The organism is Pseudonocardia sp. MH-G8 (genome assembly GCF_002262885.1).
GTDB lineage: Bacteria > Actinomycetota > Actinomycetes > Mycobacteriales > Pseudonocardiaceae > Pseudonocardia.
The window spans coordinates 42,022-67,320 of record NZ_NKYF01000004.1; the positions used below are offsets into that span (position 1 = coordinate 42,022).

A 25,299-nucleotide genomic window follows, 5' to 3' on the forward strand; every position below is an offset into this window, starting at 1 on the left:
GCCTCCTGCTTCTAGTGGAACCGGACGCGACCGCGGTCGATCACGACCCGGCCGTCGGCGGTGGCGGTGCGGAAGAGCGCGGTGCCCGGCTCGTCGCGCCAGATCGAGACGACGAGCTCGTCCCCGGGCAGGACGGGCCGGCTGAACCGCCCCGACATCGCGTCGAAGCGGTCCGGGTCCGAGCCGCACAGCGCGTGCAGCAGGGCGCGGCCGGTGAAGCCGTAGGTGCACAGCCCGTGCAGGATCGGCCGGTCGAACCCGCCGCGGGCGGCGAACGCGGGATCGGCGTGCAGCGGGTTGCGGTCGCCGGACAGGCGGTAGACCAGCGCCTGCTCCGGGCGCGTCGGGTAGCGCACCTGCGCGTCGGGCTCGCGCTCGGGCAGCGTCCAGGGATCGCTGCCCGAACCGGAGCGCCCGAACCCGCCCTCGCCGCGGATGAACGCCCCGCTGCGCGCGGTGACCAGCGGTTTTCCGGTCTCGGCGTCGGCCGCGGTGTTCTCGGTGGTGACGAGCGCACCGCTGCCCTTGTCGGCGATGCCGGTGACGGTGGAGACCACCTGCACCCGACCGTCGACGGGCAGCGGCGCGTGCAGCTCGAACGCCTGCTCGGCGTGCACGAGCTTGGCCGGGTCGAAGTCGCCGAGCTTGCGCCCGGTGCGGGCCTGCGCCGCCAGCACCGCGAACGTCGGCAGCACCCGCAGCTCGACACCGGCCGTGTTCTCGGTGGTGAAGGCGAGCTCATCGGTGGGGTCCTGCGACCCGGCCCCGACGCCGAGCGCGTAGAGGATCACGTCGTCGGCGCGCCAGCTGCGCTCGACGGGTTCGGAGGCCACTCCCACGAGGTCGTGGTCCAGCGCCATCGCTGCTCTCCCATCCCGTGATTTGGAATGCGGTTCTAGGACAGAGTTGGCCCCGCAGCACGGCCATGTCAAGCCGTTGACACGGCGCGACCCTTGCGCTCATAGTCGAATCCGGTTCTAGGACGTCGATTCAGTCGACGCCCGGGGAGGATCCGATGGCGCAGCCGACTCGATCAGTGACGCTCGACGCCGCGGGGCCGCAAGCCCCGCCAGACCCGCTCGACCTCGCCACGGCACGCAGGCGACTGGCCACCCCCGAGCGGCTCCGGGAGTTCTACGCGCCCCGCAGCATCGCGCTCGTCGGGGCGTCGGACAGCTCGGGCTGGGGCCGCTTCGTGGTCGACAGCCTGCGCACCGCGGGCTTCACCGGGGCCCTGCGCCCCGTCCACCCGAAGCGCCCCACGGCCTTCGACCTGCCCACCGTGCCGAGCCTGCGCGCGCTCGACGAGCCCGTCGACCTCGCCTACGTCTTCGCCCCCACGCACGCGGTGGAGAGCGTGCTCGAGGACGCGGCGGCCGCCGGCGTCCGCAACGCGGTGGTGCTCGCCTCCGGCTACGGCGACGGCGGCGACGCGCAGGGCCGCGAGCTCGAACGCCGGCTCGTCGAGCAGGCCGTGGCCCTGGACATCACGTTGCTGGGCCCCAACTGCCTCGGCTTCGTGAACGCGGCGGGCTCGGTGGCGCCGTTCGGCCTGGGCATCGTGCCGCCGCTGCGCCGCGGGCCGGTCGGCATCGTGCTGCAGAGCGGCGCGCTCACCAGCAACGTGCTCGCGTTCGCGCGCGTCCACCAGGTGGGCATCAGCCTGCTCACCTCGATGGGCAACGAGGCCGTGATCACCACCGCCGACGTCGTCGAGCACCTCATCGCCGACGACGACTGCCAGGTCATCGGCCTGTTCCTGGAGTCGGTGCGCGACGCGCCGCGCTTCATCGAGCTGGCGGCGGCCGCGATGGCCGCGGGCAAGCCGATCGTCGCGCTCAAGGTCGGGCGCACCGAGGCCGGGCAGCGCACCGCGCTGGCCCACACCGGTGCGCTGGCCGGCGACGACGCCGTGGTCGACGCCGCGTTCCGCCAGTACGGGGTGATCCGGGTCCGCAGCCTCGAGGAACTACTGGTCACGTGCGGGCTCATGGGCTCGGGGCAGGTACCGCGCGGGCGCCGGGTCGGCGTGGTCACCGCGTCCGGCGGGGCCTGCGACATCATCGCCGACCGCAGCACCGACGAGGGTGTGGAGATCGTCGAGTTCGCACCGGCCACGACGGCCGCACTGCGCGAGGTGCTCCCGCCGTTCGCGGCGGCGCAGAACCCGCTCGACGTCACCGGTGTCATCCTCGCCGACCGCGGGTCCGCGCAGTCGACCCTCGGCGACGTCGCGCTCAACGCCGTGGTGGACGACCCGGGCGTCGACTTCGTGTTCAACATGCTCGCCCTGCCCCAGGCCGAGCCTCCGGACCCGTCGATCGTGGATCAGCGGGTGGCCGCGATCGCCGCCACGAGCGAGCGCTCCCGCGTGCCGGTCGTCAACTTCACCGCCGCCTGCACCGACCTCTCGCCCTACGCGCAGTCGTTGCTGGACCGCCACGGGCTGCACGCGCTGGGAGGGATCGAGTTCGGCTTGACGGCGATAGGCCACGCGCTGACCTGGCACGAGACGAAGGCCCAGGGATGTCAGCAAAGCCACTTTCCTGCCACCACACGTCAGGAAAGTGGCTTTGCTGACATGCGGGACGGGCCTTGGGCCGAGGCGCTTGGGCGCGAGTTCCTCGCGTCTGCCGGGGTGCCTCTCGTGCCCGCCGAGCTGGTCACCGACGCCGACTCGGCCGTCGCCGCCGCGCTGGCGTTCGGCGGGCCGGTCGCGCTCAAGATCTGCTCGGCCGAGATCACGCACAAGAGCGACATCGGCGGCGTCGCGCTCGGGGTGTCCGGCGCCGACGAGGTGCGCGAGGCCTTCGGGCGGGTGCTGGCGGCAGGGCGGGCAGCGACGTCCGCGATCGACGGCGTGCTCGTCAGCCCCATGCGCGCGCCCGCGACGGAGCTCTTCGTGGGCGTCACGGTGGACCCGTCGTTCGGTCCGGTGCTCGCGGTCGGGCTCGGCGGCGTGTTCATCGAGGTCCTGCACGACGTCGCGCTGCGGCTGCTGCCGGTGGATCCCGCGCAGGTGCGCCGCATGCTCGGCGAGCTGCGTGGCGCGGCCGTGCTCGGCGGGGCCCGCGGCACCCGGCCCGCCGACCTGGACCGCGTGGCCGAGGTGGTCGCGGGCGTCGCCACCGCGGCGGCCGGGCTCGGGCCCGCACTGCAGACGCTGGAGATCAACCCCTTGCGCGTCGACGGCGGCGACGTCGAGGCGCTCGACGTGCTCGTGGTGACTGGCCCGCGGGAATCGGGAGGGAACTGAATGGAACTCGACCTCGGACCGGAGGCGGAGGCCTTCCGGCGCGAGATCCGGGAGTGGATCGCCCGGAACGCGCCGAAGGGCCTCGCGGAGCTGGTGGACTGGAACTCGCCGCCGATGACCGGCGGGGACCGCGCGGCGTTCGAGCGCGCGGAGGACGACCCGCGCTACGCGGAGTGGACGCAGGCCCTGCTCGACGACGGGTGGATCTGCGCGCAGTGGCCCGAGCGCTTCGGCGGCCGCGGTCTCGGGCCCGTCCAGAACGCGATCTACAGCGAGGAGCTGGTGCGCGCAGGCCTCCCGCGGATCCGGCGCGGGTTCGGCGAGAACATGGTCGGACCGTCGATCATGGTGCACGGCACCGAGGAGCAGCAGAAGCACTTCCTGCCGCGGATCATCAGCGCCGAGGACGTGTACTGCCAGGGCTTCTCCGAGCCCGAGCAGGGCTCCGACCTGGGCGGCGTGCAGACGCGCGGGCAGATCGTCGGCGACGAGGTCGTGGTCACCGGGCAGAAGGTGTGGACGTCCGGGTTCTACCGGGCCAACATGATCTTCGTCCTGTGCCGGACGGACCCCGAGGCGCCCAAGCACAAGGGCCTGTCCTACGTGCTGCTGCCGATGCGGGACAACAACATCGACGCGCGCCCGCTCAAGCAGCTCACCGGCTCCGCCGAGTTCGGCGAGGAGTTCATCGACGGCGCCCGCGCGCCGCTGTTCAACGTCATCGGCGGGCTGAACAACGGCTGGCGCGTCGCGATGACCACCCTCGGGCACGAGCGCGGGGGCAGCGCCACCACCGCCCACCTGCGCTACCGCCGCCAGTTCGAGGCGTTGGTCGACCTGGCCCGCAAGCAGGGCCGCGACCGCGACCCCGCGATCCGCGACGAGCTCGCGTGGTGCCACACGCACGTCGAGATCATGCGCTACCAGGGCATGCGGCTGATGGCGCAGCTGGCCGAGGGCCGCGAGCCGGGGCCGGAGGCGTCGATCGCGAAGCTGTTCTGGAGCGAGTACGAGCGGCGCGTCGGCGAGATCGCCGCGGAGCTGCTCGGCGCGGAGGCGCTCGTGCGCCCCGAGGGCGAGGGCTACCGCACGAGCCACTGGCAGGGCGTGTTCCTGGCCAGCCGAGCCGGAACGATCTTCTCCGGCACCAGCGAGATCCAGCGCAACATCATCGCGGAGCGGGCGCTGGGCCTGCCCCGCGAGCCGGTGGCAGGAGGGGTCAAGTGAGCGAGCGGACCTCAGGGACGGTTCAGGAAAGCCACATTCATGAACCGCCAGGGCAGCAAAGTGGCTTTCCTGAACTTCGAAGCGGCGGGGAGGGTGTGCGATGAGTGGGCGGCTTGACGGGCGGGTTGCCGTCGTCACCGGGGCCGGGCGGGGGATCGGGGCCGGGATCGCTCGGCTGCTCGCGGCCGAGGGGGCCGCGGTCGTCGTCAACGACCTCGGCGCCGAGGTGGACGGCAGTGGCGCCGACACCGGGCCCGCGGCGATCGTCGCGCAGGAGATCACCGATGCGGGCGGTACCGCGGTGTCCGACGGCGGCGACGTGTCCGACCCGGAGGTCGGCGAGCGGCTCGTCCGCACGGCCGTCGACAAGTTCGGCGCGCTCGACGTCCTGGTCAACGTGGCCGGCATCCTGCGCGACCGGATGATCTTCAACCTGGCCGAGCAGGAGTGGGACGACGTCATCCGCGTCCACCTCAAGGGGCACTTCTCCACCACGAAGCCGGCATCGGCGTACTGGCGCGAGCAGCGCAACGCCGAGGGGCACTACCGGCTGATCAACTTCACGTCGGTGTCGGGGCTGTACGGCGCGCCCGGCCAGCCCAACTACGCCGCGGCGAAGATGGGCATCGTCGGGCTCACGTATTCGTGCGCGAACGCGCTGGCCAAGTACGGCGTCACCGCCAACGCGATCTCCCCCGGCGCCGCCACCCGGATGATCGCGTCCATCCCCACCGAACGGCAGCGCGGCACGCTCCCGTCCGACGACGAGCGCTCGCCCGACAACATCGCCCCGATCGTCGCGTACCTGGCGAGCACGGCGTCGGACTGGCTCACCGGCCAGGTCATCGGCGCCCGCGGCTACGAGGTGCACCTGATGAACAAGCCCGAGCCGATCCGGCACGTCGTCTCGAACGGCCCGTGGGAGCCCGATCGGCTCGCCGACCTGGTCGAACGCGTCTTCAAGCCCGCCGTCAGTTAGCAGGAGGCAGCCATGCAGCTGGTGTTCGACACCGAGCAGGAGGACCTGCGCCGCTCCGTGCGCCGGTTCCTGGAGAACGAGGTGCCGCTCGCGACGGTCCGCACGCTGATGGACACGCCCGACGCGCACGACCCGGCGCTGTGGCGCCGGATGGCCGAGGAGCTGGGTCTGCAGGGGCTGATGGTGCCCGAGGAGCACGGCGGCAGCGGCGCGGGCTTCGTCGAGCTCGCGGTGGTGGCCGAGGAGATGGGCCGCGCGGTGCTGCCGGGCCCGTTCTTCGCGACGGCCGTGCTCGCCGTGTCCGCCATCCTCGACGCCGCCGACGACGAGGCGGCCAAGGACCTGCTGCCCGGCATCGCCGACGGCACCACGATCGCCACGCTCGCCGTCACCGAGGCCGGCGGGGCGTGGGAGCTGGAGGCGACGGCCGCCACCGCGCGGGCGTCCGGCCCGACCTGGACCCTGCACGGGGCCAAGAGCTACGTGCCCGACGGGGCGCTCGCCGACCTCCTGCTGGTGGTGGCGCGCACCGACGCCGGGCTCTCGCTCTTCGCCGTGGACGCCGGAGCGGCGGGCCTCACCCGCACGGCCGTCCCCACGCTGGACCAGACCCGCCCGCTCGCCCACCTCGAGCTCGACGGCGCGGCGGCCCGGCTCGTCGGCGCCGACGGCGCGGCCGGCCGGACCGTGCAGCACACGCTGCACAAGGCCGCGGTGGCGCTCGCGCTGGAGCAGGTCGGCGGCGCGCAGGCGGCGCTGGACATGGCCGTGGCGTACGCGAAGCAGCGCGTCCAGTTCGGGCGGGTGATCGGCTCGTTCCAGGCGATCAAGCACAAGGCCGCGGACATGATGGCCAAGGTCGAATCGGCCCGCGCGGCCGCGTACTACGGCGCCTGGGCGGTGGCCGCCGACTCCGACGAGGTGCCGGCCGTCGCGAGCCTGGCCAAGGCCTACTGCTCCGACGCGTACTTCCACGCCGCCGCCGAGAACATCCAGATCCACGGCGGCATCGGCTTCACCTGGGAGCACGACGCGCACCTGCACCTCAAGCGCGCCGAGGCCACGCGGCTGTGGTTGGGCGACCCGTCCTGGCACCGCGCAAGGCTGGCCGACGCGATCGGGGTGTGACCGGGGCAGCCGGGAACGCAAGGCGGCCGACGAAGAGTTGCCCGGAAGGCACGCAGGCAACAGCTTGCGGGCCGACGCCGGCCCGCGGGGGAGGAGCGCAGGGAGCGAGGAACGAGCGACCGAGCACCGGAGGAGCGGGCCGGCGTCATCAAGGGCCCGCAAGCCCGCCGGAGCGGAGCGGAGGCAATTCAACCCGGTATGCCTGGCGGTTGCTGTCCGTGGTCTGCCTCGCCTCCTTGATGAGCGGGATCAACAACAGCTCGCTCAACATCGCGCTGCCGGCGATCGTCTCCGGGCTCGACGCCGGGCCGGTGGCCGCGAGCTGGATCCTGCTGTCGTTCCAGCTCACCCACGTCACGCTGCTGATCTTCTTCGGCCGGCTGGCGGACGTGTTCGGCCGGCGCACGATGTACCTCACCGGCGTCGGGCTGTTCACCGCGGCCAGCCTGCTGGCCGGGGCGGCCCCCGACGCCGGGACGCTCATCGCGTGCCGGGTGCTGCAGGCCGCAGGCGCGGCCATGCTGATGACCAACAGCGCCGCGCTGGTGACGGCCGCGTTCCCGCGCCGGATGCTCGGGCAGGGCCTGGGCATCTACATGGCGTCGTTCTCGCTGGCCCAGATGCTCGGGCCGACGGTCGGCGGCGTCGTCACCACGGAGTGGGGCTGGCGCGCGACCCTGCTGCTCAACGTGCCCGTCGGCATCGTCTGCCTGCTGTGGGGCCTGCGGGTGATGGAGCGGGTGCCGCGCTCGGGCGCGCCGCTGCGGCTGGACCCGGCGGGCAACCTGCTGGTGGTGCTCGGCCTCGGCGGGCTGCTCGTCGCGCTGTCCCAGGGCGGCTCGGGCGACTGGTTGCACCCGCTGGTCGTCGGCGGCGCCGTGGCGTTCCTCGTGGCGGTTCCGGTGTTCCTGCTGGTGGAGAAGCGGGTGTCGGCGCCCGTCGTGGACCTGGCGCTGTTCCGGGAACCGGTCGTCGGGATCGGGGTGCTCGCCGGGTTCCTCGGCACGATGTCGCGCTTCGCCGTGGTGCTGCTGATGGGCCTGTACTTCCAGGCCGTGCAGGGCGACACCCCGGGCGAGGCCGGGCTGAAGGTGCTGCCCATCGCGGTCGCCTCGATCATCTCCGCGCCCGGCGCGGGGCTGGTGCTGCGGTGGGTTCGGGCGCGCACGGTCGCGGCGGTGGCGTCCACCGTCTCGCTCGCCGGGCTGGTGCTGCTGCTGGTCGTGATCGACGTCGACACGCCCTACCCGCTGCTCATCACCGCCGTCGTGGTGATCGGGCTGGGATCCGGAGCGTTCGTGCCTGCCAACAGCACCGCGATGCTGCAGGACGTGCGCCCCGACCGGCTGGGCATCACCAACGCGGTCCGGCTGATGGCGCAGAGCTGCGGCGTGACGATCAGCACCGCCGTCTCCCTGATGCTGATCGGCCTGCCGCTGCCGCCCGACCTGCGCGCGCACGTGCTCGAGGGCTCGCTCTCGCGGGTCTCCCCCGATGCCCTCGACGGCCTGATCGCGGGCTTCCGGTGGACGTTCGGACTGATGGCGGTGATGTCGGTGCTGTGCGTGCTGGCGTCGCTGGTGGGACGGCAGGTGGGTCGGGACGTCCCCGGCTCGCGTGCCGCGGTGACCGATGTGGAGGGATGAGTCATGGGACAGCTCGACGGACGGGTCGCGCTCGTCACCGGCGCCAGCCGGGGCATCGGCGCGGCGATCGCGCGCAGGCTCGCGGCCGAGGGCGCCGCGGTGGCGGTGGCGGCGCGCACCGCGGCGGAAGGCGAGTCGCGGTTCGCGGGGACGCTCGTGGAGACCGTCGCGGCGATCGAGGCGGCCGGCGGGAAGGGGCTCGCGGTGCGGGCCGACCTCTCCCGGCCCACCGACCGCGTGGCGCTCGTGCAGCAGGTGGAAGCCGGGCTCGGCCCGATCGACGTGCTGGTGAACAACGCGGCCGTCACCTGGTTCACCCCGGTCACCGAGTTCTCCGACAAGCGCTTCGCGCTGATGTTCGAGGTGCAGGTGACCGCCCCGTTCGACCTGGCCCGGCGCGTCCTGCCGGGCATGCGGGAGCGGGGCCGCGGCGCGATCCTCAACATCTCCTCGCGGGCCGCGATCCACCCGCCGCTCGAGCGGGCCGGGCGCGGCGGCACCGTCTACGGGATGTGCAAGGCCGCGATCGAGCGGTTCAGCACCGGCCTGGCCGCCGAGGTGTACGCCGACGGCGTCGCGGTCAACGCGCTCTCGCCCAACCGCGTCGTGCCCACTCCCGGCACCCTGCACCACCACCTCACCAGCGAGGACGACCCCGACGCCGAGTCGCCGGAGGTGATGGCCGAGGCCGCGCTGGCGCTGTGCCGCCCCGGTGGGCCACTGCTCACCGGCCGGGTGGCCTACTCCCAGGACCTGCTCGCCGAGCTGGGCGCCGCGCCCGGGCCGCCCCGGTGAGGCCCGCTGCCGCGCGGGCCCCGGGACGGCACCGCTCAGACCGGCGTCGCCGACGTCTGTGCCCTCCCGGCCACGACCTCGATGTAGTGCGGATTGTTCATGACGCCGAACAGGTTGCCGAAGGGGTCGACCACGGACGCGGTCACGAAACCGGAGCCGTCGCCGTGTTCGGTGATCGGCTGGTACTCCCGCGCCCCCAGCGCGAGCAACCGGTCGACGGCGCTCCCGAGGTCGTCGACGTGCCAGTACATCACCGCTCCGCCGGGTGCGTTCGCGGCCCCGGGCGGGGCGTAGCGGCGATCGATGAGCCCGATCTCGTCACCGTCGTCGCCGATGCGGAACTCGACGTAGGCCGGGCTCGCCGGGGCGTCCGGGTAGGCGTAGTAGGCCTCGACACCGAACAGCTCCGCGTACCAGTCACGGGCGGCGGCGAGGTCGTCGGCGTAGAGGTTCATGGTCGCGAATCCGCGGAACATCGGTTCTCCCTGGGGTCGGATGCCGGACGGCCACGCTGTGACCGCCGTTTCAAGTTAGAAGGCAACAGGTGACCAGTCAATGGGTTTTATTGGTAACATCTTGGACATGGCTGCACCCCCGTCCGACGCCCGCGCACCCGCCCCACCCCCGCTCGACGCCCTGCAGAGCCTGGTCAACACCTGGTTCGGCCGGGTCACCACCGGCGAGGGGGACGAGGGCCTGCAGTCGCCCGCCGACCTCGCCCGGTGGTGCCGCGAGCGCGGCACCGACATCGCCGACCGCGAGGTCGCAGGCCCGGACCTCGAGGTCGCACGGGCCGTCCGTGAAGGGATCCGCGCCGCCCTGGCCCGCCACAACGACGCCGAGCAGCCGGCCGACGTCGCCGCCCTGGACCGGCTCGACCAGGTCGCTGCAGGCCTGCAGCTGCACACCGCCTTCGACGGCGGCGGGAGCGGGCCCCGACTGGAGCCACACGATTCCACACCGGTGCGACGCCTGATGGCGACGCTCCTGGGCACCGCGGTCCTCGCCGACCGCGACCGCACCTGGCAGCGGCTGAAGGTGTGCCGCGAGCCGCGGTGCCGAGCGGCGTTCTACGACACCTCGCGCAACAACTCGGGCGTGTGGTGCTCGATGAGCGCGTGCGGCGCCGCGGCCAAGCAGCGCGCGTTCGTCGAGCGCCGGCGAGCCAAGAACGCCGCCGCACGCAGAGCCGCGGCGCCGTGAGCCGGCCCGGCCGCCACCCCCTGCCCGCGGGACGGGTGCGCGTGGACTGCCACGTCCACACCGTCGCCTCCGGGGACTCCGTGCTCGGGATCGAGGAACTGGCCGAACGCGCCGTCGCCGCGGGCATCGACGTCGTCTTCGTGACCGACCACCACGAGGTCGCTGCGGCCGTGGCGGCGCGGAAGCGGGACCTCGGCGTGCGGATCGAGGTCGGCGAGGAGATCCGCACGCCCGACGGCGAGGTGCTCGGCCTGTTCCTCAGCGAGCGGATCCCGTACGTGCTGCCGCTGCCGGAAGTGGTGGCGCGGATCCGCGCGCAGGGCGGGCTCGTCGGGCTCCCGCACCCCTACGACCCGGTGCGCTCGGGCACCGGCGCGGTGGCCGACGGGCTGTGCGCGGCCGGCGCCGTCGACTTCGTGGAGGCGTTCAACGCCAAGGTCGGGGACGCCGCGCACAACGTCGCGGCCGCCGGGTTGGCCGCCCGGCACAGCCTGCCGGCGTCGGCGGGCTCGGACGCGCACGACGGGCCCGGGATCGGCGCCGCGTACGTCGAGATGCCCGACTTCGACGGACCTGCGGACTTCCTCGACGCGCTGGGCCGCGGCCGCGTGGCCGGGGAGCTGCGACCCCATGCGCTGCGCTACCCGAGCCTTGACAGCGGACGTGACGTGCCGCACGATCGAGACGCGTTCTAGAGCTGGATTCTAACGGTTCTGGCCGCTCGCAGCGCTGCGAGCGCACCCGCGCCCCAACGAGGAGGCTGCGTGCCCACCACCGTGCCCACCCCGCCCCTGTTGCAGGTCGAGGACCTCCGCGTCGCGTTCGACACCCCTGACGGCACGGTCGAGGCGGTGTCGGGGGTGAGCTTCTCGGTCGGCGCCCAGGAGACCGTCGCGGTGGTCGGCGAGTCCGGCTCCGGCAAGACCGTCACCGCGCTCGCCGTGCTGCAGCTGCTCGACGGCGGCCGGATCAGCGGGGGCCGGGTGCTCTGGGACGGCGAGGACCTCGCCGCGCTCGACCGCCGCGCGCTGCGCCGGGTGCGCGGCAACGAGATCGCGATGATCTTCCAGGACCCGATGTCGTCGCTGGACCCGCTCTACAGCGTCGGGCACCAGATCGTCGAGGCGTTGCGGCTGCACCGCCGCATCTCCAAGCGCGAGGCCCGCGAGCGCGCGGCCGAGCTGCTGGAGCAGGTCGGCATGCCGGACCCGCGCCGGCGGCTCGCGAGCTTCCCCCACCAACTCTCCGGAGGGCAGCGGCAGCGCGTGATGATCGCGATCGCGCTGGCGTGCTCGCCCCGGCTGCTGATCGCCGACGAGCCCACCACCGCGCTCGACGTCACGATCGAGGCCCAGATCCTCGAGCTGCTCGGTGATCTGCAACGCGAGTACCGCAGCGCGATGCTGCTGGTCACCCACGACATGGGCGTGGTCGCCGAGACCGCGGACCGGGTGGTCGTGTTCTACGCGGGCCAGGTCGTCGAGCAGGGCGCCACCGCCGACGTCCTGCGCGACCCGCAGCACCCGTACACGGCGGCGCTGCTGGACGCGATGCCCACGCCGGGCACCGACCGCGCGCAGCCGCTCGCCGCGATCCCGGGCTCCGTGCCGCCGCTGCGCGCGATGCCGTCGGGATGTCGCTTCCACACCCGCTGCACCCTGGCCTGGGACGAGTGCGGGCGCGAGGAGCCCGTCCTGCACGAGCTGCCCGGTGACCGCGGGGCCCGATGCCTGCTGCACCGGCCCGGCCAGGAGCGCCCGCTGCGGGCCGCGGTCACCACGAAGGGGGCCTGATGTCGTCCTCGCCCGCGGTACGCCCGGTGCCCGCCGACGCCTCCGCAGCCGGTGACCTGCTGGAGGTCACCGACCTCGTCAAGCACTTCCCCATCACCCGCGGCCTGCTGCGCCGCACGGTCGGGCAGGTCAAGGCCGTCGACGGGGTGTCGTTCCGGATCGGTCCGGGCGAGACCGTGGGACTGGTCGGCGAGTCCGGCTCCGGGAAGTCGACGGTGGCCCGGCTGGTGCTGCGTCTGCTCGACCCCACGAGCGGCAGCATCCGCTTCGGCGGCCGCGAGATCGCCGGGATGTCCGCCCGCGAGCTGGCCCCGCTGCGCCGGCAGATGCAGATCGTCTTCCAGGACCCGGTGAGCTCGTTCGACCCGCGCATGACGGTGTGTTCGGTGATCACCGAGCCGCTCGAGGCACAGGGCATCTCCTCCGGGCGCGCGGCCCGGCAGCGCGCGGGCGAACTGCTCGAGCTCGTCGGGCTCTCCGCGAGCGACCTCGACCGCTACCCGCACCAGTTCTCCGGCGGGCAGGCCCAGCGCATCGGCATCGCCCGCGCGCTGGCCACCGACCCGCGGCTGCTGGTGTGCGACGAGGCCGTCAGCGCGCTGGACGTCTCGGTGCAGGCCCAGGTGCTCAACCTGCTGCGCAGGCTGCAGGCCGAGCTCGGGCTGTCCTACCTGTTCATCGCCCACGACCTCAACGTCGTGCGCTACGTGTCCGACCGCGTCTGCGTCATGTACCTGGGCCGGATCGTCGAGCAGGGGCCTGCCGAGGCGCTGCTGGCCGACCCGCGCCACCCGTACACGCAGAGCCTGGCGGCCGCGATCGCGGCCGACCCGCGCAACCCGGTGCGCCGCCGCCGCGGCGTCGTCCGCGGGGAGACGCCCAGCCCGAGCGACCCGCCCAGCGGCTGCCACTTCCACCCCCGCTGCCCGCACGCGTTCGACCCCTGCCGCAGCGTCGCGCCGCAGGCCGTGGCCGCGGGCCCGGGCCGCACCGCGTCGTGCCACCTGCTCGGGGAGGCCGACCGTGCTTGAGTACGTCGTCCGCCGCGGGCTCTACGGCGTCCTGGTCGTCGCGCTCGTCACCGTCTTCGTGTTCCTCACGCTGCGCCTGATCCCCGGCGACGTCGTGCGCCTGCAGCTCGCCGACGCCCCGAACGTCACCCCCGAGCAGCTCGCGGAGCGCGCCGCGCAGCTCGGCCTGGACCAGCCGCTGCTCACCCAGCTCTGGGTCTTCGTCACCGACGCCGTGCGCGGCGACTTCGGCACCTCGTTCCAGAGCGGCGAGCCGGTCACCGCGCTGATCGCCGAGCGGCTGCCCACCACCCTGCAGCTCGGGGTGATGGCGGTGCTGGTGACCGTCGTGCTGGGGGTGCCGCTGGGCCTGCTGTCGGCCGTGCGCCAGAACAGCTGGCTCGACCAGAGCCTGCGCGCCGTGTCCGTGGCGGGGCTGTCGATCCCCAACTTCTGGCTCGGCCTGCTGCTGGTCACCTACCTGGCGCTGTGGTTCAGCTGGTCGCCGCCGCTGGTGTACCGCACGCCGGCGGAGGACCTGGGCTCCAACCTCGTGCACATGGCGCTGCCCGCGATCGCGCTGGGCGTGGCGGGCATGGCGGCCATCGCCCGGATGCTGCGCTCGTCGCTGCTGGAGGTACTGCGCTCACCGTTCGTGCGCACGGTGCGGGCCAAGGGCGCGCCGGAGCGCACGGTGCTGTTCACCCACGCGATGCGCAACTCGCTGGTGCCCGTCTTCAGCCTGCTGGGCCTGCAGATCGGCCACATCCTGGGCGGCACCGTGATCCTGGAATCGATCTTCGCGATCCCCGGCATGGGCATGCTGATCTTCGAGTCGGTGCAGGTGCGCGACTACCCCGTGGTGCTCGGCTGCGTCGTCGTGTACGGCGCGGTGTTCGTGCTGGTCAACCTCGCGGTCGACGTGCTGTACGGCGTGATCGACCCCCGGATCCGGTACGCGTGAGGAGCCTTCGATGAGCGCTGTCACCACCCACGCACCGGCCGGCGGCACCCGCCGCGCGCTGCGCCTGCTGCGCCGCCAGCCGCTCGGCGTCGTCGCCGGCGCCGTCGTGGTCCTGCTCGTGGTGGCGGCGGTGCTCGCGCCCGTCATCGCACCCTTCGACCCCACCGCCCAGCAGCGCGAGGACTTCCTGCAGCTGCCCGGCGGGCAGTTCCTCATGGGCACCGACGACCTGGGCCGCGACATCTTCAGCCGGGTGCTCTACGGCGCCCGCACGTCGCTGCTGGTGGCGGTGTGCACGCTCGCCGTCGGCGGGGCGCTCGGCGTCGCGCTCGGCGTGGTGTCGGGCTACTTCGCCGGCGGCTGGATCGACACCCTGCTGCAGCGGATCATGGACACCCTCATGGCGATCCCCGGGATCGTGCTGCTGCTGTTCGTGGCGGCGCTGCTCGGCCCGAGCATCCGCAACACGGTGATCGCGCTCAGCCTGCTCGTCGTGCCCTCGTTCAACCGGGTCGCGCGCGGGGAGATGCTGCGCATCCGCGAGGAGCTCTACGTCGAGTCGGCCCGCGCCAGCGGCTGCAGCACCTGGCGGATCCTGCGCCACCACGGGCTGCCCAACCTGCTGGCGCCGATCCTCGTGGTCACCAGCCTCATGTTCGCGATCGTCATCATCGCCGAGTCGGCCCTGAGCTTCCTCGGCATCGGCACCCCGCCGCCCACGCCGTCGTGGGGCGCGATGCTCTCCGACGGCTCGCGGTACATGGAGATCGCCCCGTGGATGGTCGTGTTCCCCGGCGGTGCGCTCACCGTCGGGGTGCTCGCCTTCAACCTGCTCGGCGACGCGCTGCGCGACGTCTTCGACCCCAAACAGTCCCGCTAGCCGACCACCTGGGAGTCCACATGCGCTCGTACCGGCTGGTGCTCGCCCTCGTGCTCGTCGCGCTGCTCGGCACGGCGTGCTTCAGCGCCCCCGGCGGCGGACCGGGCGGCGTCTCCCTCGACGAGAGCAGCCCGCGGGAGGATGCCGGTCCGGCCCAGGCCGGCGGCACGTTCCGCTACGCGCTGCCCTCGGACGCGCGCTCGCTCGACCCGCACGAGGAGTCGTCGTTCAACACCCACATCGCGATCGGCTCCACCTACAGCAAGCTGGTCGACTTCAAGACCGGCCCGGACGTCCCCTACGGCGCACCGGAGCTCGAAGGTGACCTCGCGCAGAGCTGGGAGACCTCCGCGGACGGCACCACGTGGACGTTCCACCTCCGCCAGGGGGTGCGGTTCCACGACGTCGCCCCGGTCAACGGGCGGGAGTTCACCTCCGACGACGTGCTGTGCACCGTCCAGCGCATCCGGGAGCTGCCCGGCCAGCAGGTCAGCCAGCTCTCGATGGTGCAGGAGGTCTCCGCGCCCGACCCGTACACCGTGGTCTTCCAGCTCACCGAGCCCTACGCCGAGTTCGACACCAACATGGCGGGCCACTTCATGTGGATGCTGCCGTGCGAGGCCGCCCGCGGCGAGTTCGACGTGTCCACCACCGCGATCGGCACCGGGCCCTACGTGCTCGAGCGCTGGGAACGCGACCGCGAGCGCGTGCTCACGGCCCACCCCGACTACTACGTCGAGGGCCAGCCCTACATGGAGCGCGTCCAGGTCTCGATCGTGCCGGACCAGACCGCGGCGATCGCCGCGTTCCGCACCGGCCAGACCGACTACCTCAGCGCGCTGTCGCTCGACCTCGCGCAGGCCGAGCGCATCCTCACCGAGGACCCGGACGCCAAGCTCACCCGCGAGCAAGGTCTGACCCAGGCCCGGTTGTACATGAACCAGGGCCGCGCGCCGTTCGACGACCTGCGCGTGCGCCGTGCCGTCGCGCTCGCGATCGACCGGCAGGGGATGTTGGAGACGATCCGGGCCGGCGGCGCCGTCACGGGCCCCGTCACCCCCACGCTGTTCGGCGGGCTGCCCTCCGAGGAGGCCGCTGCGCTGCAGCCGCACGACCCGGAGCAGGCGCGCGCCCTGCTCGCCGAAGCCGGCTTCCCGCAGGGCCTCTCCACGCGGATGATCCTCACCGACGGGTACGGGGAGAACGTGGTGCGCGAGGCGCAGTGGGTGCAGCAGGACCTCGCCGAGGTCGGGATCCAGGTGGAGCTCGTGCTGCAGGACTACGCCACGTACTTCACCGAGAGCTTCGCGGGCGAGAACTACGACATGGGCTACGGGCTGCAGACCCCGATGCTCACCGCCGACGACTACCTCAGCAGCGAGTGGGCCTCCGAGGGCCCGCGCAACTGGTACGGCATCGCCGACCCGGCGCTCGACCAGATGATCACCGAGCAGCGGGGCGAGCTGGACCGGGCCACGCGCGAGCAGCAACTGCACGAGATCCAGCGCTACATCATCGAGAACGTGTCCAACCCGGTGCCGCTCTACGTCTACGACGGCCTGTCGATCTCCGCGCCGTACGTGCACGACGCCTGGCCCCACCCGGACTACGGCACCCGCCACCAGGCGCGGATCTGGCTGGGCCCGGAGGCCCCTGGCCGCGAGTAACCCCGCACACGACGAACGGCACTCTCGTCGCTACCTAGCCGACGAGAGTGCCGTTCGTTCAGCGCTGCGGGCGCCCGGGATCAGCGCAGGCCGAGCTTGTCCGAGCAGGCGGGCCAAGCGTTCCAGCCCTGGCCGTCCTGGACGCGCTCGGCCACGGCGATCTGCTCGGCGCGGCTGGCGTTGTGCGCCTTGCCCTCGCCGCCGAAGGCCTTCCAGGTGGACTGCGTGAACTGCAGGCCACCGGAGAAGCCGTTGCCGGTGTTCGCCGACCAGTTGCCGCTGCTCTCGCACTGGGCGAGCTTGTCCCAGACGCCGGACGGGGCGGCGTTGGCGGTACCGGCCATGGCGAGCGGGGCGCCGACCGCGATCGCTCCGGCCACGGCGAGCCGGAGGAAGTGCTTGGGGGTGGACATACGGGAGCGCGAAGCCATTCTTGGGGTTTCTCCTCGATGCGGGGGGATTGCCTCTCGGGGCATCGGCGGCTCATTCATCCTGCCGACTGCAACGACCGTACGTGCAGGTCAGCGGCCCGCGTCAAACCAAGTCGACGGGTGAGGAGAGTCACGTAACAGTGCTTCTCCGAGAAGCTCCGGGCATATCCACGCAGCGCACAAGGCGAATTGATCACGACGCGCTTCAGTGAATGGCTTTCGTGATCAGGCCGTGATAGAGGCGCGGCTCACACGACGATCATGCAGAAATGTGACCGCCAACATGATCGGAACCCGCAGGTCAGCGGATCGCATCCAGCGCGGCGCGGACGTCGGCGACCAGGTCCTCGGTGTCCTCGCAGCCCGCCGAGAAGCGCAGGAGACCGGCTGCCACGTCGTCGCCCCACCGCTGCCTGCGGTCGGCCGTGCTGCGGGGGCCGCCGAAGCTGGTGGCCGAGCCGACCAGGCGCGACGCCGCGAGGAACTGCCCGACCGCCGCTTCCGAAGCCAGGGTGAAGCGCAGCACGCCGTTCCAGCGGCGCATCTGCCGGGACGCCACGGCGTGGGCCGGGTCGTGCGGGTCGCCGGGCCAGCGCACGTCGGCGACGGCCGGGTGTGCCCGCAGCACCGGCACGAGCGCGGCGGCGTTCTGCGCCTGCCGGGCCAGCCGCAGGTCCAGCGTCGCGAGCCCGCGGTGGGCGAGCCACGCCTCCATCGGCCCGGGCACCGCCCCACCCCGCGATCGCGCCTCCCGCAGCCGGGCGAGCAGCGCGGGATCGCGGGTGCTGACGTGCCCGAGCACCACGTCGCCGTGCCCGGCGAGGGCCTTGGTGTCCGACGCGATCACCAGGTCGGCGCCCAGCTCGAGCGGGCGCTGCCCCAGCGGGGTGGCCGTGGTGTTGTCGACGGCCAGCAGCGCGCCTGCGGCGTGGGCGGTCGCGGCGGCCGCGGCGATGTCGGCGACGTCGAGCCCTGGGTTCGACGGCGTCTCCAGCAGCAGGAGCGCGACGCCGTCCAGCGGTGGGAGCGGCGCGGCCGTCACCGTCTCGCGGACCTCGACGCCCATCGGCCCGAGCTCGTCGTGCGCGAGCGCGCGCGCGAGGTAGTAGCCGTCCGACGGCAGCACGAGCGCGCCGTCGCGGGCGGCGATCCGCAGCACCGCGGCGATCGCGGCCATCCCGGATGCGAACACCACGCACTCGCCGCCGTCGAGCTCCCCGATCGCGGCCTCCAGCGCCCGCCAGGTGGGGTTGTCGGCGCGGCCGTAGAAGTCGGCGGGCGTGGGGTCGGCGGGGGCGCCGAGGTGGAAGGTCGACGACAGCACCGGCCCCGGGTGCACCGGGTCCCCCGGCACGCCGCGCGCGTGCCCCCCGTGCGTGCACCGCGTCCCGTCCCCAGCCACGCGGAAGACCTTACGGCCGTGAGTGGATACGGGTGCTGGAGCACTCGTATCCACGCACGGGCTATTCGGGCCGGGGGGCTCGGCTGATCAGCTCCTTGCCCATCTCCGCCGCCGACAGGCCCTCGTGGCAGACGCGGCGCACGGCGTCGGCGATCGGGAGCTCGATGCCGTGCCGGTCACCCAGAGCGCAGATCGACTTGCACGACTTCACGCCCTCGGCGACCTGGCCGTGGTTGGCCGCCTCGGCCCGGGCCAGCGAATCGCCGCGGCCGAGGTGCTCGCCGAAGGTCCGGTTGCGCGAGAGCGGCGACGAGCAGGTGGCCACCAGGTCGCCGAGCCCGGCCAGACCGGCGAACGTCAACGGGTCGGCACCCAGGGCGACGCCCAGGCGGGCGGTCTCGGCGAGCCCGCGCGTGATCAGCGACGCCCGGGTGTTGTCGCCGAACCCCATGCCCGCGGCGATCCCGCACGCCAGCGCGATGACGTTCTTGCCGGCGCCGCCCAGCTCGCAGCCGACCACGTCGGTGTTGGTGTAGGAGCGGAAGTAGCCGGTGGTGCAGGCGTGTTGCAGCGCCACCGCGCGGTCGTGGTCGGCGCAGGCGATCACCGTGGCGGTCGGCTCCTCGGCGGCGATCTCGCGGGCGAGGTTCGGCCCGGACACCACGGCCACCTGGTCCGCGGGCACGCCCGCGACCTCCGTGACCACCTCGCTCATCCGCTGCAGAGTGCCCAGCTCCACACCCTTCGCGAGGCTCACCACCGTGCGCCCGGGCGGCAGCAGGGGGCGCCAGCCCGCGAGGTTGGCCCGCAGCGTCTGCGACGGCACCGCGAGCACCACCGCGTCGGCGCCCTCCAGGGCCTCGCCGGCGTGGGCCGTGGCCGTCAGCAGCGTCGGCAGGACGACGCCGGGCAGGTAGCCGGGGTTCGCGTGCCGCTCGTTCACCGCGGCGGCCACCTCCGGCCGACGCGCCCACAACCGCACCTCCCGGCCCGCGTCGGCCATCACCTTCGCGAACGCCGTGCCCCACGACCCCGCGCCGAGCACCGCGACCCGGCGGACCTCCACGGCGCCGCTCACGAAGGGCTCCGCCGGTAGAACTCCGCGGGCGCCTGCTCGCCCCGCACCTCGGCGAGCAGATCACGCACCCGCACCATGATCAGGTCGGTGACCTCGCGCAGGATCGCGGCGTCGATCGGGCGGCCGCGGTAGGCGGAGAGGTCGATGGGCTCGGCACACCGGATCGTGATCGGTTTGCGCGGCAAGGGCCGGAACGTCTTGTTGTAGCCGTCGAGCACCTCGCGCGTGCCCCAGTGGACGAAGGGCACCACGGGCACGTCGGACGACAGCGCCAGCCGGGCGACCCCGGTGCGCGCCTGCATCGGCCAGCCGTCCGGGTCGCGGGTGATGGTGCCCTCCGGGTAGATCACCACGACCTTGCCGTCCTGCAGCGCCCGGGTGCCCTCGCGCAGGCTCTGCTGCGCGTCGGCGGTGTCCCGGTAGACCGGGATCTGGCCGCTCCCGGCGAGCGCCCAGCCGAGCACGGGCGCGCGCCACAGGCTGTGCTTGGCGAGGAACCGCGGCACCCGGCGCGACCGGTGCACCACGAGCCCGCTGAAGATCGGGTCGATGTGGGAGAGGTGGTTCGCGACCATCAGTGCCCCGCCGGACGCGGGGACGTGTTCCCTGCCCTCGAAACGGGAGCGGCCGACCAGCCAGCTGATCGGGTAGAAGAAGACCGCGCAGAACGCGATCCAGAACCCACCCTTCTCACGCCTGACCACGTGCCAGAGTCTTCCTGGCCGGGCGCCCACGGTCCACCACGGGGTCGGGCACGATGGAGGGGTGGGTTCGATGACCTCGACGGTGGACCTGGTGATCCCGGTCAAGCCGCTCACGAAGGCGAAGTCGCGGCTGCGTGGTGCCGCCGACGGCGGCATCGGTGAGCCCCGGGCGCACGCCCGGCTGGCGATGGCGCTCGCGCGCGACACGATCGAGGCGGTGCGGGCCGCCCCGTCCGTCCGGCACCTACTGGTGGTGAGTTCCGACCCGGTGGTGGCCGCCGAGCTGGGCGTATTCGGCGTCGAGGTGCTCCCGGACGGTCCGGTGCCCGGCCTGAACCTCGCCTACGAGCGGGGCGCCGCCTTCCTGCGCGACCGCGATCCGCACGCCGTGGTGGGCGCGCTGCAGGCCGACCTGCCCGCCCTGCACCCCGCAGACCTCGACGACGCGGTGGCCGCCGCCGTCGCCCTCTTCACGGCCGGCGCAGCGCGGGCGTTCGTGGCCGACGCCGAGGGCACCGGCACCACCTTCCTGCTCGCCGCCCCGGGCACGCCCCTCGACCCGCGGTTCGGCGTGGGCTCGGCGCGGCGCCACGAGGAGTCCGGCGCCCGCCCGTTGGCCGGGGAGTGGCCGGGCCTGCGCCGCGACGTCGACACGGCCGACGACCTGCGCGAGGCCGCCGCCCTGGGCCTCGGCCGCAACACCAGCGGCGTGCTGACCCCCACCCCCCGCTGCTGACCCGGCCGGAAGCGGTCTCCTCGCCGAACCGGGCCAGCGCCTCGAGCCGGGAATGTCCCGCCCACAGGAGGCCTCATCACCACGTAGACGTCAGCGGGGTTCGATCTTCGGCGAACCCCGCTGAGGTCTACCTCGTCCTGCCCATGATCAGCAGGAGTGGTGCCGGCGCGACAGATGAGCCTGTTGCCGAATCGGTCACGGCCCGCACCGCGGGCGCTGCCGGTCGGGGACGCGGCCCGCGGTGATCGATCCGATCAGTACCTGCGAGCGGTCGCTGCGACAGTGGCGCACTTCTCGAGCGATCACGGCCAGCTGATCGATCCCAGCAGTACCTACGAGCGGTCACTGCGACAGCGGCGCACTTGTCGGAGTGATCAGGGCCGGGTGATCGGTCCGAGAAGTGCGCGGGTGCTGTCGCGGCGACGTCAGGTGCTTCTCGCAGCGATCACCACCGGGCATCCGAGGCCCGAGCCGGCCACACGCTCGATCTGTCGACCTCCCACCATTTCCGCTGATCACGGCCACCTCACGTTCCGGAACGCGACCGTTGCATGATCAATGAGACGTGAGCGGGGTCTGCTGGAGATCCAACCCCGCTGACGTCTCGCTCGTGGCGCATCCCGCGGACGTAGCCGTCCAGGTTCCGCGTTCCGCGCCCGTTGCACGACCAGGTAGACGTGAGCGGGGTTCGGGGAAGATCCAACCCCGCTCACGTCTACGTCGTCGTGGGATCTCCTGTGGGCGGGCCGTTCCCGGCTCGTGACCATTGCCTCACGGCCCGGCCCTGGTCTTCGGCGTAGTCGGCCGGGTTTCCCCTGCTCCTGCCGGTCGGCGGGGTGGCCGGGTTGGCAGAACTGCCGAATATCGTGGCTGGGTGGGCGGCCGTCCCCGGCGCGGGCCCAGGCCCGTTCGGGACGAGCCCGCCCTGCTGGGTGCGTGCCCGCCTTGCGGTGGTCCCGATCCACCGCCTCACGATGATCATCGGGCTGGCTCGAGGCGCGTTCGCTGCCATGATCGGCGGGATCGGGACATGCGCTGCACCGGGCTGATGCCGAATCGGTCAGGCGCCCGCACCGCGAGCGCTACGTCGATCACGGGCACATGGTGGTCGATCTTCGGCCACGACCATCCGCCCGTGCTCGACACTGCCGGTCGGGACGCGGTCCGCGGTGATCGGTCTGATCAGTACCTGGATGTGGGTGCTGCGACGGTGGCGTACTTCTCGGGGCGATCACCGCCGGGTGATCGGTCCGAGCAGCACGGGGGGTGGGTGCTCCGACGGTGGCGTACTTCTCGGGGCGATCACCGCCGGGTGATCGGTCCGAGCAGCACGGGGGGTGGGTGTTGCGACGGTGGCGTACTTCTCGGGGCGATCAGGGCCGGGTGATCGGTCCGAGAAGTACGGGGGTGCTGTCGTGGCGACGTCAGGTGCTTCTCGCAGCGATCACCATCGCGCGGCCGCGGGCCCCAATTCGGCAACACGCTCAGATCTGTCGTCCTGACATCATTCCTGACGATCACCGCGACAGGCCGGCGCGAGGCTCGGACCGATCACGTGCCTGGCACCGATCGACCGCTGTCCAACTAGGCTCCGCCGTGATCGACGACGGGGTGGGCGGGTTGACCGACGTGGCGGGGCGGTTCGCGACGCTGCGGCCCGGCGTGTCGCTGCGCCCCCACCAGCTGGACGCGCTCGACGGGCTCGCCGGCGTGCTGGCGGAGCAGCGCCGGGCGTGGGTGGTGCTGCCACCCGGCGCGGGGAAGACCGTCGTCGGGTTGGAGGCGGCCCGCCGCCTGGGGCGCCCGATCGTCGCCTTCGCCCCGAACACGGCCATCCAGGGTCAGTGGCTCGCGGAGTGGGCCCGGTTCGTCCCCGAGCCCCCGCCCGGCTCCTCCGACCGCGCGCTCGATGCGCCGCTGACGGCCCTGACCTACCAGAGCCTCGCCAGCTTCGACCCCGACGCCGAGGTCGACGCCGACGGGCGCGACCGCGACCCGCACATCCGGCGGCTGCGCCCGGCCGGTCGGGAGCTGGTCGACGCGCTGGGCCGGCAGCCGGTCACGCTGCTGCTCGACGAGTGCCACCACCTGCTCGACGTGTGGGGCGAGCTGCTCGCCGAGGTGCTCGAGCGCCTGCCCGACGCCACCGTGATCGGGCTGACCGCGACCCCGCCGGATGCGCTCACCCAGGCCGAGCGCGTGCTGGTGGACCGCCTCTTCGGGCGGCTGGTGACCGGCCCGTCGATCCCGGCGATGGTGCGTGACGGCCTGCTGGCCCCCTACGCGGAGCTCGCCCGGATCACCGTCCCGACCGGGCGGGAGGAGACGTGGCTGGCCACGCAGGCCGAACGGTTCGACGCGCTCACCTCCGACCTGCTCGACCCGGGGTTCGCCGGCGTCGGCTTCCTGCCGTGGCTGGACCGCTCCGTCGTGCGGCGCGAGCACCACGCGGGCGAGGGACCGGCGGTTCCGTGGCACCGCTTCGCGCGCGAGCGGCCCGAGACGGCCGACGCTGCGCTGCGCTTCCACCACGCCTCGCTGCTGGCCCTGCCCGAGGGCGCCCGGTTGCACGAGCGGCACCGGCGCCCGCCGGACTCCGACGACTGGATGCAGCTGCTGCACCTCTACGTCCACCAGTTCCTCGCCCGCAGCCACGACCCGCGCGACGAGCACGCGCACGCGGCGATCCGCGAGGCCTTGCGGGGCTTCGGATACCGGATCACCCGTGGCGGGATCCGCGCCGGCCGCTCCCCCGTCGACCGGGTGCTCGCACGGAGCTCGGCCAAGATCGACTCTGCCTGCCGGATCCTGGCCGACGAGCACCAGAACCTCGGCGAGCGGCTACGGGCCGTGGTGGTCTGCGACCACGAGCAGGCACGGGCGACCGTGCCCGCCGGGCTGGTCGGCGTGCTCGACGACGAGGCCGGCTCGGCGCGGCTGGCACTGCGGCTCCTGCAGCGGGAGCTGCCCGACCTGCGGCCGGTCCTGGTCACCGGGCGCACGGTCGCCGCGGACGCGGGCGTCGCGCGGGCGCTCGTCTCCTACGCGGCGGAGGTCGCCCCCGAGCTCCGGCTCGCACCGGTGCCGGTCGACGCCGCCGGCGTGGTCGAGGTCCGGGGCAGCTGGACCTCCCGCCAGTGGGTGCCCCTGGTGACGCGGTACTTCGAGTCCGGCGCGTCGCTGACCCTGATCGGCACGCGCGCCCTGCTCGGCGAGGGATGGGACTGCGCGGTGGTGAACACGCTGGTCGATCTCACCGAGGCCACCACCGCCACGTCGGTCGTGCAGCTGCGAGGGCGCGCACTGCGCCTGGATCCGGAGCAGCCGGACAAGGTGGCGCACACCTGGTCCGTGGTGTGCGTGGATCGGCGCCACCCCAAGGGCGCAGCGGACTACGCGCGCTTCGTCCGCAAGCACGACGGCTACTACGGCGCCACCGAGCACGGCGTCGTGCTGGCCGGGGTGGCGCACGTCGACGCCGGGCTCTCGGCGTTCGGCCCGCCTTCGGTCGCCGCACTCGAGGAGGTCGAGCAGCGGATGCTGCGGCGTTGCCGCGACCGGGATCGGACGCGGGAGCTGTGGCGGATCGGCGAGCCCTACGCCGACCGGCCGGCGCACGCGGTGCGGGTGGTGACACCCGCCGCCGTCCGGGACCTGCCGCCGCAACCGCCTGCCGTGGTGCCGGCCGCCACCGGCCTCTCGACCGACGCGCGGTCGGTGCGCTGGCTGGTCGACACCGTGCTCGTGGTGGCGAGCACCGCCACCCTGCTCGGCACCGGGCCGGGAGTCGCCGGCCTGCTGCTGGTCCTCGCCACGCTGGTGTCGCTGGGCACGCACGTCCGGCACGCGCACGAGCGGGGCCGCCGGCTGCGCGAGGTCGCCCGCTCGAGCCCCGACCTGACGGCCATGGCATACGCCACGGCGGACGCGCTGCACACGGCCGGGCTGACCGACCGTGGCGCCGACGCGGTGACGGTGGAGCCGGACGGGTCCGGGGCCTGGCAGTTCCACCTCACCGGCGTCGACGCCGATGCATCGCAGCGCTACGCCACCGCGCTGGACGAGGTGCTCAGCGCACCCGCCGACCCCCGCTACCTCATCGGCCGCTACGTCGTGCCCGATCCGGGCGACGGCCGCTGGGCCGCGGTGCGGGCCGGGTGGCGTGCGCCCCGGGACCCTCGGCTCGCGATCGCCCGGCACGCGGTGCCGACCGTCCTCGGGGACAAGCGCGAGCGCGCGGACGCCTTCGGGATCGCCTGGTGGTGCTGGGTCAGCCAGGGTGCCGGCCCGATCTACACCCGCAGCACGGAAGGTGCGCTGCTGCTCGCCGCGTGCCGGGGCCTCTCCCCGCTCGACGCGCACACGGCCCTGCGAATCACGTGGGAGTGAACTTCCCTATA

The 25,299-nt window shown here is 73.2% G+C and carries 20 protein-coding genes and 1 pseudogene; 15 read left to right on the forward strand and 6 right to left on the reverse strand.

The window, feature by feature from the left end:
* Positions 1-11: 11 nt before the first annotated feature.
* Positions 12-860, reverse strand: coding sequence for a MaoC/PaaZ C-terminal domain-containing protein (locus CFP66_RS12340; RefSeq protein WP_094923220.1), 849 nt, complete (start codon positions 858-860; stop codon positions 12-14).
* Positions 861-1,015: 155 nt separating this feature from the next.
* Here CFP66_RS12340 and CFP66_RS12345 point away from each other — a divergent pair, with 155 nt between their 5' ends.
* From CFP66_RS12345 to CFP66_RS12370, 6 genes are all read left to right on the forward strand, one after another.
* On the forward strand, positions 1,016-3,256 hold the full coding sequence (locus tag CFP66_RS12345) for an acetate--CoA ligase family protein (protein WP_094923221.1): 2,241 nt from the start codon (positions 1,016-1,018) through the stop codon (positions 3,254-3,256).
* On the forward strand, positions 3,257-4,483 hold the full coding sequence (locus CFP66_RS12350) for an acyl-CoA dehydrogenase family protein (RefSeq protein WP_094923223.1): 1,227 nt from the start codon (positions 3,257-3,259) through the stop codon (positions 4,481-4,483). It begins immediately after the preceding gene.
* A 100-nt stretch (positions 4,484-4,583) separates the two neighbouring features.
* Positions 4,584-5,462 (forward strand): SDR family NAD(P)-dependent oxidoreductase, encoded by an 879-nt coding sequence (locus CFP66_RS12355; RefSeq protein WP_094923224.1) that lies wholly within the window; start codon positions 4,584-4,586, stop codon positions 5,460-5,462.
* 12 nt (positions 5,463-5,474) lie between these two features.
* Entirely contained in the window at positions 5,475-6,590 is a 1,116-nt protein-coding gene (locus tag CFP66_RS12360) for an acyl-CoA dehydrogenase family protein (protein ID WP_094923226.1), read from the forward strand.
* Positions 6,591-6,808: 218 nt separating this feature from the next.
* Positions 6,809-8,236 carry an MFS transporter gene (locus tag CFP66_RS12365; protein WP_233159408.1) on the forward strand — a complete coding sequence of 476 codons (1,428 nt, stop codon included), beginning with the start codon at positions 6,809-6,811 and terminating at the stop codon, positions 8,234-8,236.
* A gap of 3 nt (positions 8,237-8,239) precedes the next feature.
* Positions 8,240-9,031, forward strand: coding sequence for an SDR family NAD(P)-dependent oxidoreductase (locus CFP66_RS12370; protein WP_094923227.1), 792 nt, complete (start codon positions 8,240-8,242; stop codon positions 9,029-9,031).
* 35 nt (positions 9,032-9,066) lie between these two features.
* Here the strand turns inward: CFP66_RS12370 and CFP66_RS12375 are convergent, their stop codons facing one another.
* Positions 9,067-9,507 (reverse strand): VOC family protein, encoded by a 441-nt coding sequence (locus tag CFP66_RS12375; RefSeq protein ID WP_094923229.1) that lies wholly within the window; start codon positions 9,505-9,507, stop codon positions 9,067-9,069.
* Between the two features lie 106 nt (positions 9,508-9,613).
* On the opposite strand from CFP66_RS12375, the gene CFP66_RS12380 reads away from it, so the two are divergent.
* The 7 genes from CFP66_RS12380 to CFP66_RS12410 all read left to right on the forward strand — a co-directional run bounded on the left by CFP66_RS12380 (position 9,614) and on the right by CFP66_RS12410 (position 16,548).
* A complete protein-coding gene (locus CFP66_RS12380; protein WP_158228074.1) occupies positions 9,614-10,234 on the forward strand; it encodes a CGNR zinc finger domain-containing protein in 621 nt (206 codons plus the stop codon).
* Entirely contained in the window at positions 10,231-10,929 is a 699-nt protein-coding gene (locus CFP66_RS12385; RefSeq protein ID WP_158228075.1) for a PHP domain-containing protein, read from the forward strand. Before CFP66_RS12380 ends, CFP66_RS12385 begins: the two co-directional genes overlap by 4 nt.
* Positions 10,930-10,998: 69 nt before the next feature.
* Positions 10,999-12,027 carry an ABC transporter ATP-binding protein gene (locus CFP66_RS12390; protein ID WP_233159372.1) on the forward strand — a complete coding sequence of 343 codons (1,029 nt, stop codon included), beginning with the start codon at positions 10,999-11,001 and terminating at the stop codon, positions 12,025-12,027.
* Positions 12,027-13,058, forward strand: coding sequence for an ABC transporter ATP-binding protein (locus CFP66_RS12395; protein WP_094923233.1), 1,032 nt, complete (start codon positions 12,027-12,029; stop codon positions 13,056-13,058). Before CFP66_RS12390 ends, CFP66_RS12395 begins: the two co-directional genes overlap by 1 nt.
* Entirely contained in the window at positions 13,051-14,001 is a 951-nt protein-coding gene (locus CFP66_RS12400) for an ABC transporter permease (RefSeq protein WP_094923235.1), read from the forward strand. Before CFP66_RS12395 ends, CFP66_RS12400 begins: the two co-directional genes overlap by 8 nt.
* Before the next feature lie 10 nt (positions 14,002-14,011).
* Complete coding sequence (locus tag CFP66_RS12405) at positions 14,012-14,881, forward strand: ABC transporter permease (protein ID WP_094923236.1); 870 nt, start codon at positions 14,012-14,014, stop codon at positions 14,879-14,881.
* Between the two features lie 20 nt (positions 14,882-14,901).
* Entirely contained in the window at positions 14,902-16,548 is a 1,647-nt protein-coding gene (locus CFP66_RS12410) for an ABC transporter substrate-binding protein (RefSeq protein WP_094923238.1), read from the forward strand.
* A gap of 89 nt (positions 16,549-16,637) precedes the next feature.
* Here the strand turns inward: CFP66_RS12410 and CFP66_RS49165 are convergent.
* The 4 genes and pseudogenes from CFP66_RS49165 to CFP66_RS12430 form a co-directional block, all read right to left on the reverse strand.
* Positions 16,638-16,979 (reverse strand): annotated as a pseudogene (locus CFP66_RS49165) (transglycosylase family protein); the annotation flags it as partial.
* A gap of 301 nt (positions 16,980-17,280) precedes the next feature.
* Positions 17,281-18,381 carry a cystathionine gamma-lyase gene (locus tag CFP66_RS12420; protein ID WP_094923242.1) on the reverse strand — a complete coding sequence of 367 codons (1,101 nt, stop codon included), beginning with the start codon at positions 18,379-18,381 and terminating at the stop codon, positions 17,281-17,283.
* Positions 18,382-18,442: 61 nt separating this feature from the next.
* On the reverse strand, positions 18,443-19,384 hold the full coding sequence (locus CFP66_RS12425) for an NAD(P)H-dependent glycerol-3-phosphate dehydrogenase (RefSeq protein ID WP_233159409.1): 942 nt from the start codon (positions 19,382-19,384) through the stop codon (positions 18,443-18,445).
* A 71-nt stretch (positions 19,385-19,455) separates the two neighbouring features.
* Positions 19,456-20,163 (reverse strand): 1-acyl-sn-glycerol-3-phosphate acyltransferase, encoded by a 708-nt coding sequence (locus CFP66_RS12430; protein WP_094923244.1) that lies wholly within the window; start codon positions 20,161-20,163, stop codon positions 19,456-19,458.
* A gap of 70 nt (positions 20,164-20,233) precedes the next feature.
* On the opposite strand from CFP66_RS12430, the gene cofC reads away from it, so the two are divergent.
* The gene (gene cofC / locus CFP66_RS12435; RefSeq protein ID WP_094923847.1) at positions 20,234-20,899 is read left to right on the forward strand and encodes a 2-phospho-L-lactate guanylyltransferase; all 666 of its coding nucleotides are present in this window, start codon (positions 20,234-20,236) and stop codon (positions 20,897-20,899) included.
* A gap of 1,596 nt (positions 20,900-22,495) precedes the next feature.
* Complete coding sequence (locus tag CFP66_RS12440) at positions 22,496-25,288, forward strand: DEAD/DEAH box helicase family protein (RefSeq protein WP_158228076.1); 2,793 nt, start codon at positions 22,496-22,498, stop codon at positions 25,286-25,288.
* The last annotated feature ends 11 nt before the right edge of the window (positions 25,289-25,299 follow it).

Coding starts and splice junctions, on each gene's coding strand:
- cofC (WP_094923847.1), top strand. CDS start 20,234: ATGACCTCGACGGTGGACCTGGTGATCCCGGTCAAGCCGCTCACGAAG.
- CFP66_RS12345 (WP_094923221.1), top strand. CDS start 1,016: ATGGCGCAGCCGACTCGATCAGTGACGCTCGACGCCGCGGGGCCGCAA.
- CFP66_RS12350 (WP_094923223.1), top strand. CDS start 3,257: ATGGAACTCGACCTCGGACCGGAGGCGGAGGCCTTCCGGCGCGAGATC.
- CFP66_RS12340 (WP_094923220.1), bottom strand. CDS start 860: ATGGCGCTGGACCACGACCTCGTGGGAGTGGCCTCCGAACCCGTCGAG.
- CFP66_RS12410 (WP_094923238.1), top strand. CDS start 14,902: ATGCGCTCGTACCGGCTGGTGCTCGCCCTCGTGCTCGTCGCGCTGCTC.
- CFP66_RS12405 (WP_094923236.1), top strand. CDS start 14,012: ATGAGCGCTGTCACCACCCACGCACCGGCCGGCGGCACCCGCCGCGCG.
- CFP66_RS12380 (WP_158228074.1), top strand. CDS start 9,614: ATGGCTGCACCCCCGTCCGACGCCCGCGCACCCGCCCCACCCCCGCTC.
- CFP66_RS12425 (WP_233159409.1), bottom strand. CDS start 19,384: ATGGCCGACGCGGGCCGGGAGGTGCGGTTGTGGGCGCGTCGGCCGGAG.
- CFP66_RS12395 (WP_094923233.1), top strand. CDS start 12,027: ATGTCGTCCTCGCCCGCGGTACGCCCGGTGCCCGCCGACGCCTCCGCA.
- CFP66_RS12375 (WP_094923229.1), bottom strand. CDS start 9,507: ATGTTCCGCGGATTCGCGACCATGAACCTCTACGCCGACGACCTCGCC.
- CFP66_RS12355 (WP_094923224.1), top strand. CDS start 4,584: ATGAGTGGGCGGCTTGACGGGCGGGTTGCCGTCGTCACCGGGGCCGGG.
- CFP66_RS12370 (WP_094923227.1), top strand. CDS start 8,240: ATGGGACAGCTCGACGGACGGGTCGCGCTCGTCACCGGCGCCAGCCGG.
- CFP66_RS12360 (WP_094923226.1), top strand. CDS start 5,475: ATGCAGCTGGTGTTCGACACCGAGCAGGAGGACCTGCGCCGCTCCGTG.